Origin of the sequence: Bacillus sp. B25(2016b) (assembly GCF_001679765.1) — a bacterium.
GTDB classification, from domain to species: Bacteria; Bacillota; Bacilli; order Bacillales; family Bacillaceae_G; genus Bacillus_A; species Bacillus_A thuringiensis_K.
This window is the reverse complement of the sequence record NZ_CP016285.1, coordinates 1-15,297: the sequence shown is the minus strand read 5'-3', so window position 1 is coordinate 15,297 and position 15,297 is coordinate 1. Positions and strand designations below refer to the sequence as shown.

Here is a 15,297-nt window from a genome sequence, read left to right as displayed (position 1 = left end):
GTTCAAAATGTTATCCGGTATTAGCCCCGGTTTCCCGGAGTTATCCCAGTCTTATGGGCAGGTTACCCACGTGTTACTCACCCGTCCGCCGCTAACTTCATAAGAGCAAGCTCTTAATCCATTCGCTCGACTTGCATGTATTAGGCACGCCGCCAGCGTTCATCCTGAGCCAGGATCAAACTCTCCAATAAAGTTAGTTTGTCTAGCATCTAAAATAAAAATTGACGTTTCACGTTGTTTGTTTCGTTTAGTTTTCAAAGTTCAATATCGCGTTTCAGCGACTTTTATAATTTAACATTTCTCGTTAAATCTGTCAACAGTTTTTTTCTTTCGCTGCTGACGACGCTTATTAATTTACCATATTAATCATTTAATAGTCAACACTTTTAAAAAAAATGCCAAAATAATTTTATCTTGGCATGATATAAAGCTTAATAATCACTAATGCTGCCACACCGGGTAGGCCTAATAAACTCGTTATTGCTGCTGTACCCATGTTAATCGGGATATGAAAATCAAAATATGTCCCTATAACATTTACGATAAAAAGCAACGCTATTCCTAAAGTAACATGAAAAATCACCTTACCTATAAAACGTAATGGCTTAGAGGCAACACCAAAAACAAGAAAAATAAATACTAAAGTAAGAATGCCAACAATAATAATTGTAGAATTCATTTTTTCCTCCTTATGAATGACCTATACATCTATTTGTATGGGACAAGACAATAAAAAAGAACAGTTATCATAAGTGGCATCCCTTTCATATAAACTAAATAAAACAATAACTCAGCATTTAACAAATAAAATAAAAAGGCCTGCTTAGAAAGCAGAACCCTTTACCATTGTTCCATTTTTACAGGACGACGCTTTGCTTCTTTCAACAAAAAGAAATATTTCGCCTCTGCTATTTTCAAAGAACAAATGACATCTTGAGACGGTTCTACACTTTGTTCGACCATTCTCTTCTGACGTAACCACTCATTCTTCACTTTTTCCAAAAGTACAATTAACTTATCGTCATACTCTTTACGCAATTTACCCTTTTTTTGAAAGAACATTTTTGTTTCTCCTCTTATACTTCTCTGCGACCTTCTAACGCTTTGGATAGTGTCACTTCATCTGCATATTCTAAATCTCCACCAACTGGCAGACCATGCGCAATACGAGTTACTTTAATGCCTGTAGGTTTTAAGAGGCGGGAGATATACATGGCTGTAGCTTCCCCTTCAATATTAGGGTTTGTTGCTAATATCACTTCTTGTACGGTTTCATCATGTAGTCGCTTTAAGAGTTGTGGGATATTAATGTCTTCCGGTCCAATTCCCTCCATAGGAGAAATCGCACCACGTAACACATGATATACACCTTGATACTCTTTCATTTTTTCCATCGCGATTACATCTTTCGGTTCTTGCACGACACAAACAACTGATTGATCTCGATGTGAATCATTACAAATATAACAAGGATCACGATCAGTAATATGTCCGCATACAGAACAGTACGCTAAATCTCGCTTCGCATTTACAAGTGCTTTCGCGAAACCTAACACGTCATCTTCTTTCATATCTAATACGAAAAACGCCAATCGAACCGCTGTTTTCGGTCCGATACCTGGCAACTTCATAAAACTATCGATTAGTTTTGATATTGGTTCTGGATAATGCATGTATCAATATCCTCCTAGAACATTCCACCCGGTAAGTTTAAGCCTTTTGTAAATTTACCCATTGTAGAGTTTGAAAGCTCATCAGCCTTTTTAAGCGCATCATTTGTTGCAGCTAACACTAAGTCTTGTAACATTTCGATATCTTCTGGATCTACAACTTCTTCTTTAATCTTCACTTCAAGAATTTGCTTGTGACCATTTGCGATAACTGTAATCATTCCGCCGCCAGCTGTACCTTCAACTGTTTTTTCACCAAGCTCTTCTTGTGCTTTCGCCATGTCCTTTTGCATCTTTTGCATTTGTTTCATCATGTTATTCATATTTCCCATTCCGCCACGCATCATAATTAATTCCTCCTAATTATTATTACTCTTTTATTTCAATGAGTTCTTGCCCTACTAATTTCACTGCCTCTTCTATAAGAGGGTCTTCCTTTTTCTCCGGACTTTCTTCAGACTCTCCACCTTCACGTTGTAAAAAGTCTTCACGGATTTTACCCCATTCACTTTTGGGAATGGCAATCATATTTAACCTTTTACTTAGCAATTCAAATAAAGCTTGTTCTACTGTATCCATAGCTTCTCGATTTTCGCTCGCCATCTTACAGTGAATCTCATATTGAAATGCTAAAACGTAAGTGTCATCTGAAGCTGCCACCGGTTCGCTATTTTCTAGTAAAACGGCAAACGCTACTTTGTTATATGATTTGAGTCTTCCTAACAACTCACCCCATACAGCTTTTAATTGTTCTAAATCTTGACGCTTCGCTTGTTTTAATACTTCATTTACACGTCCGACAGGAATTTTCATACTTCCTGTTCGTACCGGTTTTGGTGTTGCACGTGTCTCTCTTACTTCTTGTTGTACACCAGCTGGCACACCGTTCTTTTTGACTTGCTCTAACTCTTTCTCCAGTTGCTGCATCCTGTTCATAATTGCTTGCAAACGATCTGTACCATTTGCTTGCATCATAAACTGTTGACACAATTGCACCATAACAACTTCTAAGAAAATACGCGGATGATTTGTCCACTTCATTTCCTGTTGTCCCTTACTAAGGGTATGAATAATCTCATAGATCACTTCCGGTTGCATTTCTTCACTCAACTTACGGAATTGATCATCTACAATTACTCGTTCCAACATATGTTCTAGTTGCGGTGAAGTTTGATATAAAAGCATATCACGATAATAGTAAATGAAATCCTCCATAAAACGAACTGGATCCTTCCCTTTACTCATCATTTCATCTATGATTTGCAATGCTCTTGATACATCATTTTCACGTATGCACTCTACTAAATTTCCTAAGTATTGCTGAGAAACAGATCCTGTTACGGCCAATACGTCTTCTGTCGTAACAATCTCATCACTATAAGATATAGCCTGATCAATAAGACTAAGCGCGTCACGCATACCACCTTCGGCAGCACGTGCAACAATTTGTAATGCTTCATCTTCCACTTGCGTACCTTCATTTGTCACGACCGTTGATAATCTCTCAACAATATCATTCACTGATATTTTTCGGAATTCAAAGCGCTGACAACGTGAAATGATTGTAGGTGGGATCTTATGAGGTTCTGTTGTCGCCAAAATAAAGATAACATGTCCTGGCGGCTCTTCTAAGGTTTTTAAAAGCGCATTGAATGCACCCATAGAAAGCATGTGAACTTCATCAATAATGTATACTTTATATTCTACAGCACTTGGAGCATATTTTACTTTATCTCTAATATCTCGAATTTCATCTACACCGTTATTTGAAGCCGCATCAATTTCTAATACATCTGAAATGGATCCTTGTGTAATTCCTAAACAAGAAGGACATTCATTACAAGGTTCAGCTACCGGAGCATGTTCACAGTTAATTGCTTTTGCAAATACTTTTGCAATTGTTGTTTTTCCTGTTCCCCTCGGACCAGAAAATAAATAAGCATGTGAAACTTTCTCTTGAAGAAGGGCATTTTGCAACGTTTTTGTCACGTGCTTTTGACCGACTACATCTTCGAACTTTTGCGGTCTCCATGTTCGGTATAACGCTTGGTATGACACGAAAATACGGCCTCCCTCAAAGGTTATTATCTCATTTATTATAACCCATTCTGTTTATAGATTCCAAAAGTTATTTTCTATACAAAAAACTCACCTTTTTATTAAGGTGAGTTTTGTATACATATATAACTGCCGTGCACCCTCCGTCGATTACGTACCATAAGCGTTACTCAAGCAGTTAGCTCGGTTCAGGCACTCCTGCGGCACACGAGAAGACCCGCTTATTGCTGCTTCCTTCCGGACCTGACAAGGTTCACGGGGTCCCGTTGCGCAGGACCCAAACGTCAACACCACTTACTTAAGGCAGACCTTACAGCAACATAACCTCGAGAGGGGATTCGGCCTCGCTAGAGCGGATTGCGAGTATAGGGCACCGCTACCTCCCCGCTTAGCACGGCAAAGTTAAAACCAATATTCGGTTGCCTTTATTAAAGGCATTATCAGTATAACTTGTTTCTTTGTAAAATGCAAATACGTTAGTTCTCAGTATTTCCCCCTAATTTTTTTATCGCTTTTCTTTTTTTACGAAGCTCTCTAAAAAAGTTCGTTAACAACGTACCGCATTCTTCCTCTAGTACACCAGATACTACTTCACATTGATGATTGAAGCGTTCATCCGTTAAAAGATTCATCAATGTTCCTGCACATCCGCCCTTCGGATCACTTGCACCATATACAACTCGCTTCACTCGTGATAAAACAATTCCACCGGCACACATTGGACAAGGTTCTAATGTTACATACAATGTTGCATCTTCTAAACGCCATGTCCCTAATTTTTTACATGCCTCATCTATCGCTAGCAACTCAGCATGAGCTATTGATCTTTGCTCAGTTTCTCTTAAATTATGGGCAACACTAATTACCTCACCATCTAACACTATAACTGCTCCAATTGGTACTTCCTGTATTTCCTCTGCCTTTTTAGCTTCTTCTATCGCTAATTGCATAAAATAAATATCTTGATCTTGTTTCATAACATAGTCCTTTCATTACAAATAAAGTACACTTATTTCCATTTACTACACAGGGGATAACTTTTACAAATTCAATCCACCCTAAAAGAAAAAAGAGAGGGGATTACATATGAAAAATACCGCCTTGCTCATTATCGATATGATTAATGACTTTCAATTTTCCCACGGACCCATTCTAGCTAAAAAATGCGAAACTATAACAAACCCTATTTTACAATTAAAGAAAAAAATGAAATCCTTCGGCTATCCTATAATTTACGTTAATGACCATTATCAACTTTGGAGATCTGATATCGACCAACTTATTACTCATTGCACAAATGAATATAGCGAAAATATAATCCATAAAATTGCTCCAAATTCTGATGATTACATTTTTATTAAACCACATTATTCCGCTTTTTATGAAACACCTTTAAATTCATTACTAGGTTATTTAAAAATAGAAAATCTAATATTAACAGGGGTTGCTGGAAATATATGTATCCTATTTACAGCTAATGATGCTCATATGAGAAATTATACATTGTATGTACCACAGGATTGTATCGCCTCTAACAACGACCAAGATAATATACATGCCTTGAAAATAATGGAAACTACATTGAAAGCAAATATAACATCATCAACCAAAATAAAATTTAATTAATACATATATCTATTTTCTAACTTTTTATATCAAATTAACCCGCTCGCTTCCCTCTTGTGCTACAATAATTCTGTTTTGTGTTTTTAGTAGTCACGGTAAATCACTGATTGAAAGGAGGAAACAGCGTGACCGGAGTACCATTTATCACGGTTGAAGGACCAATTGGTGTTGGAAAAACTTCACTTGCGAAGGAAATTTCAACTCACATGCAACTCCACTTACTAAAAGAGATTGTTGATGAAAATCCCTTTTTAGGAAAGTTCTATGAAGACATCGACGAATGGAGTTTTCAAACAGAGATGTTCTTTCTTTGTAATAGATACAAACAATTAGAAGACATTAACATAAAGTATTTGAATCAAAGGAAACCAGTAGTAGCGGATTACCATATCTTTAAAAATTTAATTTTTGCATCCCGCACATTAAAAGACTCTCAATATGACAAATACATGCAAATTTATCGTATCCTTACACAAGATATGCCTGTGCCAAATGTCATTGTTTATTTAACAGCTAGCCTAGAAACATTGCAAAAACGAATCGCCATGCGCGGAAGAGAATTTGAAAAAAACATGGATCCAAATTACTTACTACAGCTCACAAAAGATTATGAAACAGCAATGGATGCTTTTAAAAAAGATCATCCAGAAATACCAGTATTGAAATTTAATGGAGACGATATGGATTTTGTAAAAAATCCTGATGATTTAAACGTCATCCTATCTGCCCTTCAAAATACTCTCTTAAAGGAGTCGAAATAATAATGAATTTAAGGCAAAAATATGATATACCCAATGACGCAGTAATCACTATCGCCGGAACGGTAGGTGTGGGTAAATCAACTATGACAACTGCATTAGCTAATGCTTTAGGTTATCGCACATCATTTGAAAAAGTAGATTCCAATCCATATTTGGACAAGTTCTATGCGGACTTCACTCGCTGGAGCTTCCACCTACAAGTGTACTTTTTAGCAGAACGATTTAAGGAACAAAAAAGAATTTTTGAATATGGTGGCGGTTTTGTTCAAGATCGTTCCATTTACGAAGACACTGGAATTTTCGCAAAGATGCATCATGAAAAAGGGACAATGACGGAAACTGATTATGAAACATACAAAGGTTTATTTGACGCTATGGTCATGACTCCTTACTTCCCTCATCCAGACTTATTAATTTACTTAGAAGGTTCTTTCGATGATATTGTCGATCGTATTCAAGAACGCGGGCGCCCAATGGAACAGCAAACACCAATTGAGTACTGGAAAGAAATGCATGGACGTTATGAAAACTGGATTAACAACTTTAATTCATGCCCTGTATTACGCTTAAATATTAATGAGTACGATATTTTAAAAGATGGTGATTCAATCGAACCAATCATTAAAAAAATTGGCCATTTTTTAAAACAAACACGTAAACTTGTAAAATAAAAAACCCGTGCATATGCACGGGTTTTCCTATTAAATTACTTCTTCTTTGTTGGAGCAATAATTTCACTCTCAGGTTTTCCTGCGTTAATGCGCTGACGAACAGTACTTGTACTAATATCGTATGCTTCAGCAATCTCTTTAACAGTCATTTCTTTACCGTTAATTACTGCCGTTAATACTTTACCTGTACGTTTTGGAGCTGCTTCTTTCTTTACAGCCGCTTTTTTAACTTGTTTTGGCGCCTCTACTTTACTCTTAGCTGGTTTTACATCACAAGTACAACCACAAAGTTTACGGAATGTATCATCACTAATAATGCGTGATACATTTGCACCACTGTTTAAAATTCTATTGTTCTTACAGACAGGACATTGTACATAATATAAAGTTTTTCCATCTAAAGGAAACGTTTGTATAATAAGATCCATGTTGACTCCTTTCATATCTATGAAGATAATCATCGGAATATGAGTGTGTAATAAGGACAAGATTACCTTACACCATACTTTATGATTGGTTTTAAAATAAAAACTCGTTACGTGTTGGTAACGAGTTCTCCAATCTCCACTTATATGCGCTGTTGTCAATTATATCTGGAGGAGGTAGAGGGATTCGAACCCCCGCGCGACTCTCGCCGCCTGTCGGTTTTCAAGACCGATCCCTTCAGCCAGACTTGGGTATACCTCCATATTGACATCAAATATAATATCAAAAGAAAAACAGTTAGTCAACCCTACTAAAATAAATTATGAGGAAAGGAAAATTTTACTTTCCCCTTCCTACATTACAGTACTGACAACGCTCATAATTACCAATCACTCATACCGATGAATGTTTAAATTTACTTAATAACTGTTTTTCCTCCCATATAAGGGCGAAGAACTTCTGGAATTATAATTGTACCATCTTCTTGTTGGTAGTTCTCTAAAATAGCTGCAACCGTACGTCCAATTGCAAGACCAGATCCATTTAATGTATGAACATGTTCTGGTTTTCCATTTGGCTCACGGCGGAAACGGATATTTGCACGTCTCGCTTGGAAAGCTTCAAAATTACTACAAGAAGAAATTTCACGATATGTGCCATAGCTCGGAATCCATACTTCAATATCGTATTTCTTCGCTGCTGTAAATCCTAAATCGCCTGTGCACATGCTCATAACGCGATATGGCAACTCTAATAATTGTAACACGCGTTCTGCATCATTTGTTAATTTTTCTAACTCTTCATAAGAATCTTCTGGTTTTACGAACTTCACAAGCTCTACTTTATTGAACTGATGCTGGCGAATTAAACCACGTGTATCACGCCCAGCTGAACCTGCTTCAGAACGGAAGCAAGAGCTAAATGCAGCATATCTTATAGGCAATTGCTCTTTATTTAAAATCTCATCACGATGCATATTCGTTACAGGTACTTCAGCTGTTGGAATTAAGAAGTAATCTTCACTTTCAATACGGAATGCATCTTCTTCAAACTTTGGAAGTTGCCCTGTTCCCGTCATACTTGCACGGTTTACCATATATGGAGGTAATACTTCTTCATATCCATGCTCATCAGTATGAAGATCAAGCATAAAGCTAATTAAAGCACGCTCTAATCTTGCACCAGCACCTTTGTAAAATACGAAGCGGCTTCCTGTTACTTTCCCAGCGCGTTCAAAATCTAAAATTCCTAAATCAGTAGCAAGATCCCAATGTGGTTTTGGCTCATAAGTAAATTCTTTCACTTCTCCCCAAGTACGTGCTACTACATTATCATCCTCTGTTTCACCAACTGGAGCAGATTCATGAGGTATATTTGGAATAGATAACATTAATCTTTCTAAGTCTTCTTCAACTGTACGAAGTTCGTTATCAAGATCCTTTACTTTTTCTCCAACCTCACGCATTTCTAAAATTAGAGCTTCTGCATCTTTCTTTTCGCGCTTTAATACAGAAATTTGTTGAGATACTTCGTTACGTTTACTTTTTAATTCTTCTGTCTGAACAAGTAGTTCTCTTCTTCTCGTATCAAGTTCTTCAAAACGTCCGAAATCAGTTAAATCTTCGCCTCTATGCTGTAATTTCGCTTTTACTTCTTCAAAGTTTGTACGTAAAAATTTAATATCAAGCATTATATACTCCTCCTTTTATTTTATAAAACACAAAAAACTCCCGTCCCTATATAAAGGGACGGGAGTTAACCCGCGTTGCCACCCTAGTTGAAAGCATTACTGCTTTCCTCTCAAGTAGAAATAACGGCTCTTCACCGGGAATGCTTACTAATCCAAAAGATATTCCACATTCCATTCCAGGATGGATTCACAAACTGTTTCTATCGATTTCCACCAACCATCGACTCTCTATAAGAAACGACATTTGTTACTATTTCCTATCAACACGCTTATTTTATAAAATTGTTACCATCAATTTACTATAATCTTATACAAGTTGCAAGTTACTTATACAACTTTTTTCATTTTCGCTTCTTTTACCATTTCAACAAAGTATGCTGTCACACGATGATCATCTGTTAATTCCGGATGGAATGAAGCAGCTAAAAACTGATTTTGTCTTACCGCTACCATTCGATCACCATGCTTAGAAAGCACTTCAACATTATCAGCTACTTCTACAACATACGGCGCACGGATAAATACACCAACGAAGTCTTCACCCACGCCTTCAATTGAAAGTGCAGCTTCAAAACTATCCTTTTGGCGTCCGAACGCATTGCGCTCAACTGTAATATCCATAGCACCAATATGTGCTTCTTCATAGCCAATAAGTGTTTTCGCAAGAAGAATCATCCCTGCACATGTACCAAACATTGGTTTACCAGACTTTGCAAATGTACAAAGTGGTTCCATGAAAGCATACTTATCAATAAGACGGCGCATTGTTGTACTTTCACCGCCCGGTAAAATAAGACCATCAATCTCTTCAAGTTGCTCTATACGCTTTACAACAACAGCTTCTGCACCACTTGCTTCAACTGATTTTACATGTTCACGAACTGCACCTTGAAGACCTAGTACACCGATTTTCACCATTTTAAAGTTCTCCTTTAATTACCATCCACGCTCTTGCATGCGTTGTTCTGGTAATAACGTTGAAATTTCGACACCCTTCATTGCATTACCTAATCCTTTAGAAAGGCTTGCAATTAGTTCGTAATCTTCATAATGAGTCGTTGCTTCAACGATTGCACGTGCAAATTTCTCTGGGTTTTCTGATTTGAAAATACCAGATCCAACAAATACCCCATCAGCACCAAGTTGCATCATTAATGCTGCATCTGCTGGTGTTGCTACACCACCTGCCGCAAAGTTTACAACTGGTAAACGACCAAGGCGTTTAATTTCAAGTAGTACTTCATAAGGAGCACCAGTATTTTTTGCATATGTCATTAACTCATCTTCACGTAGACTTGCAACTTGACGGATTTCTGCATTGACTTGGCGCATATGACGCACTGCCTCTACAATGTTTCCTGTTCCTGGTTCACCTTTTGTACGAAGCATAGATGCACCTTCTGCAATACGACGTGCAGCTTCTCCGATATCACGGCAACCACATACAAACGGAACTGTGTAATCACGTTTATTTAAATGGTATACTTCATCGGCAGGAGTTAATACTTCACTCTCATCGATATAGTCTACCCCTAATGATTCTAATACACGTGCTTCTACAAGGTGACCGATACGGCATTTTGCCATAACCGGAATTGACACTGCACCCATAACTTCTTCAACGATTGTTGGGTCTGCCATACGAGAAACGCCACCTGCTGCACGAATATCTGCTGGTACACGCTCTAATGCCATAACGGCAACTGCGCCTGCCTCTTCTGCAATTTTTGCTTGTTCAGCGTTAACTACGTCCATAATAACGCCGCCTTTTTGCATTTCTGCCATTCCACGTTTTACACGTTCTGTCCCTGTTACATTTGTCATGTACAAAAACCCCCCTAGGTGAATTGCTTTCCCCCGTTAAAGGCGAAAATTAAGAATACTCTTACATTCTACCACTAACTATCAGATGCTTGTCTACTACTTTTTCATAAAGTCGGTATGAAAAATAGGAATAAAAAAAAGCTCCTATCATGAGGAGCTTTTAAAACCAACCTTTTACTGTATCAACAGCACTATTCCACATACCACTAAAGAATGAACCAATTCCGCGCATAGCACGAGTAAACCAGTTTGCTTCTTCCACTTCAGATGTTGTTACAAGATCCACTTGCAGTGACTTACCAGTTAAAAATCCAGGGTCGTTTGTATCTTTTGGCGTAATTACCATTTGACCAAGCGCCGCTCCCTTTTTAATAGGTGCTTCTTGTCCCTTACTTGATTCTTTTAATTCCGTTTTATAAACATCTTTACTTCCTTTTGGCACTGGAAGTGAAATAGCTTGTTTCGTTTGAACTGCTACATCTTTATCTTTCGCATTTTCTACTCGTACTGTTTCTTGTCCTTTTACTGAAGAACCTTTTTTATACATTTGTTTCACTTCAAAGTTAGCAAATCCATAATCATATAGCTTCTTTGTTTCATCAAAACGTGCTGTATGAGAACTTGTTTTAATAACTACAGAAATAAAACGCATTCCGTTTCTTTCAACCGTACCAGTGAAGCAATCTCCTGCTTCTGGAGTTGAGCCTGTTTTTAGGCCGTCTACGCCATCATATTCTTTAACTAAGCCCTTTAACATCCAGTTCCAGTTCGACATTGCAAACTTCTCTTTTTCTGGACGGAATTCTTTTTTAGGGATTTTTGCTGTATCTAACACTTTTGGATAATCTTTAATTAAATGTTGTGCTAAAGTTGCAACATCCTTTGCAGACATTTTATTTTCTTCATCCGCTGTTGTTCCTTCAGGATGCATTCCTTTTAAATCTTTATTCGTTAAACCTGTAGAATTGACAAATTTATAATTTTTCAACCCTAGTTCTTTCGATTTATCATTCATCATTTTTACGAAGTCTACTTCTTTACCTGCAATTGCTTCTGCTAATGCAATTGTTGCACCATTTGCAGAAAAGATTGCCATTGCCTCGTATAACTCTTTTACTGTATAAGAGCCACCATTTTCTAATGCAACATTTGATAATGAAGCATCTTGTGAAACCTTATATGCATATTCAGAAACCTTAATTTTCTGGTCCCACTTAAGTTTTCCTTTATCCACTGCTTCGTGAACTAAATATTCACTCATCATCTTTGTCATACTAGCAATGGATAATAATTCATCTGCATTCTTTTGATATAAAATTTTCCCAGAATTCGCTTCTACTAAAATTGCCGCACCTGCTTCAATGTTTAAAGCGGCTCCTGTTTCAGCTGATGCATTGCTATATGGCATAAAAATGCTACAAGCTAGTGTAAGCACTGTTACCAAAGCAATGAATCTTTTGCAAAACATACCTTTCACTTTTGCTACCCCCAATATCTATGTACTCACATAACCGTTATTCTAACATAATCAAAAAAAAATAGACAGAGATATCAAATCTCTGTCTATTTGTATATAAGACATTATAATGAGTAGTTTGGAGCCTCTTTTGTAATTTGTACGTGATGAGGATGACTTTCACGTAAGCCAGCACCTGACATACGAATGAATTGTGCATTTTCGCGTAAGAATTCTAAATCCTGTGCTCCGCAATATCCCATACCTGCACGTAAGCCACCAACTAATTGGTGAACTGTATCTGCTAAAGGTCCTTTATATGGTACTCGTCCTTCAATACCTTCTGGGACAAGTTTTTTATTGCCTTCTTGGAAGTAACGATCTTTACTTCCTTTTTCCATCGCACCGACAGAACCCATACCACGATACACTTTAAATTGACGACCTTGGTAAATTTCAGTTTCTCCAGGGCTTTCTGCAACACCTGCAAACATGCTACCTAACATAACAACATGTGCTCCTGCCGCTAAAGCTTTCACCATATCACCAGAGTACTTAATACCGCCATCAGCAATAACTGGAATGCCGTGTTTACGAGCTTCTGTTGCACAATCATAAACCGCAGTTAATTGTGGTACACCAACACCGGCTACAACGCGTGTTGTACAAATAGAACCTGGTCCAATACCAACTTTAACTACGTTTGCACCAGCTTCAATTAGTGCTTTCGTTGCTTCAGCAGTAGCAACATTTCCAGCGATAATATTTAGTGATGGATATTTAGCACGAACTTCTTTTACCTTATCAATAACACCTTTAGAATGCCCATGTGCTGTATCAAGTACAATTGCATCTACACTAGCTTTTACTAATGCATCGATGCGAAGCATAGCATCCGCTGTTACACCAACTGCTGCTCCAACTAATAAGCGTCCTTGCTTATCTTTAGCAGAGTTTGGGAATTCAATTACTTTTTCAATATCTTTTATTGTAATAAGCCCTTGTAATACACCGTTATTATCAACAAGAGGGAGTTTTTCAATTTTATACTTTTGTAGGATCTTTTCAGCTTCTTCCAGTGTAGTACCAACTGGAGCTGTAATTAATTGTTCTTTTGTCATTACGTCAGAAATTTTGATTGAGTAGTCTTGGATGAAGCGCATATCACGGTTTGTAATAATACCAACTAATTTTCGCTCATCTAAATTATTTACAACCGGTACACCTGAGATACGATATTTTCCCATAAGATGTTCTGCATCATATACTTGATGTTCTGGAGTTAAGAAGAAAGGATCTGAAATAACGCCGCTTTCAGAGCGCTTTACTTTATCAACTTGCTCTGCTTGTTGCTCAATAGACATATTCTTATGAATAATTCCTAAACCACCCTGGCGAGCCATTGCAATAGCCATGTCAGCTTCTGTTACTGTATCCATTCCTGCACTAATTAACGGGATGTTTAGCTGTAAGCTTTCAGATAAAACTGTTTTAACACTTACTTCTCTTGGTAATATATCTGACCTAGCTGGTACAAGTAATACATCATCAAAAGTCAAACCTTCTTTAACAAATTTAGATTCCCACATAATTGTTCCCCCTATGATACCAGAAATTATTATTAGTAGCTTATCAATTGGTTAAAATACTGTCAAGGACGTATATATATGTTAGAATTTTTAGACAATAAAAGGAGCGTAATATATGCATCAAACATCTTGTACTTGGCAGCAGTTAAGTTTCTTTTTTTCATCTCAAAACGTACAACGTTATCTTGCCCGTTGTTACGAAAAATCCTCTATTCAGGATGCCGAAAAAAAAAGTTTTGAAAATTGTTATCCCTTTATTTATTACTTAGAACACGGGAAAAATTATTATGAATTATATAAGACAGCTCCATTTTCCATTCAACCAATGTTGTTATTTTATGGAATTAGTCAACTTTTTAAAGCATGCCTACTAACTATTGACCCTAACTATCCTGAATCCACTACTGTTTTAGCTCATGGCGTTACAACTCGCAAACGAAAAAAACAAGGGTATCAATTTTTAGAAGATGAGGTGAAGGTACAAAAAAACGGATTATTTACTCATGTTGCAGAACAACTGTTTCACATGAAACACTTAGAAGCAGAAAAATTTAACATGTTAGAATTAATGGGAAATATTCCAGAATTACAAAATTTATTTCGTTATAGTCAAAAAGGATCAACTTTATATAAAATCGATTCAACAATTAAAAATGAGCTCTCCTTTTCAGTCAACCTACTAGATCGATTACATATGACTAAAGAGAGATTTTCTCGTTACATTGAAACATCTTGTAAGCATTTATCAATACAGCATGTACCTGAGAAGACTAATGAATCGAATTTACTTTTTACAGCGCCCATTCAATCATGGAATCCTATGTACAGTACTCCTTTATACTATGAACATCTTACTAATACTTATTATTTGCCACTTACGACTGATCCTAGAAATCCTAAGCCAATATTACCTGAACTCCTCATTCATTATTTATTGCTCTATAATTTAAGCATGATTTCTAGGTATGAAACAGATTGGTGGTATGACTTACTTGGCAGTTATGGTTCTGAAGATTATCCATTTATTTATCAATTTCTAAGTATTTCTGCTCAAAAAATCCCTTACTATATTTCAAATTTTTTATTAATGGAACCAAATCTATTTCATGGGAAATAAAAAAACACAAGTCAAATGACTTGTGTTTTTAGTTGCTTGGCGACGTCCTACTCTCACAGGGACAAGGTCCCAACTACCATCGGCGCTAGAGAGCTTAACTTCCGTGTTCGGTATGGGAACGGGTGTGACCTCTCTGCCATCATCACCAAACTATGAAGGCATATTCCTTCAAAACTAGATAACATTGCTACATATTATATGGTTAAGTCCTCGATCTATTAGTATTCGTCAGCTCCACATGTCACCATGCTTCCACCTCGAACCTATCAACCTGATCATCTTTCAGGGATCTTACTAGCTTACGCTATGGGAAATCTCATCTTGAGGGGGGCTTCATGCTTAGATGCTTTCAGCACTTATCCCTTCCGCACATAGCTACCCAGCTATGCCCTTGGCAGAACAACTGGTA

General features: G+C 37.1%; 16 protein-coding genes, 1 tRNA gene, 1 rRNA gene, 1 other RNA gene and 2 other annotated features. Of the genes, 4 read left to right on the top strand and 15 right to left on the bottom strand.

The window, feature by feature from the left end:
* Positions 1-409: 409 nt before the first annotated feature.
* From BAQ53_RS00095 to tadA, 7 genes are all read right to left on the bottom strand, one after another.
* Positions 410-679 (bottom strand): pro-sigmaK processing inhibitor BofA family protein, encoded by a 270-nt coding sequence (locus tag BAQ53_RS00095; protein WP_001089271.1) that lies wholly within the window; start codon positions 677-679, stop codon positions 410-412.
* A gap of 161 nt (positions 680-840) precedes the next feature.
* Positions 841-1,062: a YaaL family protein gene (locus tag BAQ53_RS00090; RefSeq protein WP_000466019.1), complete on the bottom strand. Its 222-nt coding sequence runs from the start codon at positions 1,060-1,062 to the stop codon at positions 841-843.
* Between the two features lie 14 nt (positions 1,063-1,076).
* Positions 1,077-1,673 (bottom strand): recombination protein RecR, encoded by a 597-nt coding sequence (gene recR / locus BAQ53_RS00085; RefSeq protein WP_000559169.1) that lies wholly within the window; start codon positions 1,671-1,673, stop codon positions 1,077-1,079.
* Between the two features lie 14 nt (positions 1,674-1,687).
* A complete protein-coding gene (locus BAQ53_RS00080) occupies positions 1,688-2,014 on the bottom strand; it encodes a YbaB/EbfC family nucleoid-associated protein (protein WP_014894853.1) in 327 nt (108 codons plus the stop codon).
* Positions 2,015-2,039: 25 nt separating this feature from the next.
* Positions 2,040-3,728, bottom strand: a complete 1,689-nt coding sequence (gene dnaX, locus BAQ53_RS00075; RefSeq protein WP_000121561.1) for a DNA polymerase III subunit gamma/tau — start codon at positions 3,726-3,728, stop codon at positions 2,040-2,042.
* A gap of 132 nt (positions 3,729-3,860) precedes the next feature.
* Positions 3,861-4,125, bottom strand: an RNA gene (gene ffs / locus BAQ53_RS00070) — signal recognition particle sRNA large type.
* A gap of 79 nt (positions 4,126-4,204) precedes the next feature.
* Positions 4,205-4,705, bottom strand: a complete 501-nt coding sequence (gene tadA / locus BAQ53_RS00065) for a tRNA adenosine(34) deaminase TadA (RefSeq protein ID WP_000806702.1) — start codon at positions 4,703-4,705, stop codon at positions 4,205-4,207.
* A 109-nt stretch (positions 4,706-4,814) separates the two neighbouring features.
* Between tadA and BAQ53_RS00060 the strand changes: the two genes are divergently transcribed.
* The 3 genes from BAQ53_RS00060 to BAQ53_RS00050 all read left to right on the top strand — a co-directional run bounded on the left by BAQ53_RS00060 (position 4,815) and on the right by BAQ53_RS00050 (position 6,786).
* Complete coding sequence (locus tag BAQ53_RS00060) at positions 4,815-5,354, top strand: cysteine hydrolase family protein (protein WP_000798723.1); 540 nt, start codon at positions 4,815-4,817, stop codon at positions 5,352-5,354.
* A 125-nt stretch (positions 5,355-5,479) separates the two neighbouring features.
* The gene (locus tag BAQ53_RS00055; RefSeq protein ID WP_000148218.1) at positions 5,480-6,115 is read left to right on the top strand and encodes a deoxynucleoside kinase; all 636 of its coding nucleotides are present in this window, start codon (positions 5,480-5,482) and stop codon (positions 6,113-6,115) included.
* A gap of 2 nt (positions 6,116-6,117) precedes the next feature.
* Positions 6,118-6,786, top strand: coding sequence for a deoxynucleoside kinase (locus BAQ53_RS00050; RefSeq protein WP_001053585.1), 669 nt, complete (start codon positions 6,118-6,120; stop codon positions 6,784-6,786).
* Positions 6,787-6,821: 35 nt separating this feature from the next.
* Here the strand turns inward: BAQ53_RS00050 and BAQ53_RS00045 are convergent, their stop codons facing one another.
* From BAQ53_RS00045 to guaB, 7 genes are all read right to left on the bottom strand, one after another.
* Positions 6,822-7,214 carry a sigma factor-like helix-turn-helix DNA-binding protein gene (locus BAQ53_RS00045; protein WP_000364191.1) on the bottom strand — a complete coding sequence of 131 codons (393 nt, stop codon included), beginning with the start codon at positions 7,212-7,214 and terminating at the stop codon, positions 6,822-6,824.
* A 166-nt stretch (positions 7,215-7,380) separates the two neighbouring features.
* Positions 7,381-7,473 (bottom strand) — tRNA-Ser (locus tag BAQ53_RS00040).
* A gap of 154 nt (positions 7,474-7,627) precedes the next feature.
* The gene (gene serS / locus BAQ53_RS00035; RefSeq protein WP_000884187.1) at positions 7,628-8,902 is read right to left on the bottom strand and encodes a serine--tRNA ligase; all 1,275 of its coding nucleotides are present in this window, start codon (positions 8,900-8,902) and stop codon (positions 7,628-7,630) included.
* A gap of 51 nt (positions 8,903-8,953) precedes the next feature.
* Positions 8,954-9,175: a binding site (T-box leader), on the bottom strand.
* A 54-nt stretch (positions 9,176-9,229) separates the two neighbouring features.
* On the bottom strand, positions 9,230-9,820 hold the full coding sequence (gene pdxT / locus BAQ53_RS00030; RefSeq protein WP_074594554.1) for a pyridoxal 5'-phosphate synthase glutaminase subunit PdxT: 591 nt from the start codon (positions 9,818-9,820) through the stop codon (positions 9,230-9,232).
* An 18-nt stretch (positions 9,821-9,838) separates the two neighbouring features.
* Positions 9,839-10,726, bottom strand: a complete 888-nt coding sequence (gene pdxS / locus BAQ53_RS00025; protein ID WP_000186165.1) for a pyridoxal 5'-phosphate synthase lyase subunit PdxS — start codon at positions 10,724-10,726, stop codon at positions 9,839-9,841.
* Between the two features lie 160 nt (positions 10,727-10,886).
* Positions 10,887-12,194, bottom strand: coding sequence for a D-alanyl-D-alanine carboxypeptidase DacA (dacA, locus tag BAQ53_RS00020; protein WP_125653127.1), 1,308 nt, complete (start codon positions 12,192-12,194; stop codon positions 10,887-10,889).
* Positions 12,195-12,307: 113 nt separating this feature from the next.
* Positions 12,308-13,771 carry an IMP dehydrogenase gene (guaB, locus tag BAQ53_RS00015; protein ID WP_000264088.1) on the bottom strand — a complete coding sequence of 488 codons (1,464 nt, stop codon included), beginning with the start codon at positions 13,769-13,771 and terminating at the stop codon, positions 12,308-12,310.
* 115 nt (positions 13,772-13,886) lie between these two features.
* On the opposite strand from guaB, the gene BAQ53_RS00010 reads away from it, so the two are divergent.
* Positions 13,887-14,888, top strand: coding sequence for a YaaC family protein (locus tag BAQ53_RS00010; protein WP_000554287.1), 1,002 nt, complete (start codon positions 13,887-13,889; stop codon positions 14,886-14,888).
* A 34-nt stretch (positions 14,889-14,922) separates the two neighbouring features.
* Here BAQ53_RS00010 and rrf read toward each other — a convergent pair.
* A 5S ribosomal RNA gene (gene rrf, locus BAQ53_RS00005) occupies positions 14,923-15,038 on the bottom strand.
* Between the two features lie 48 nt (positions 15,039-15,086).
* Positions 15,087-15,297 (bottom strand) — a sequence feature (23S ribosomal RNA rRNA prediction is too short).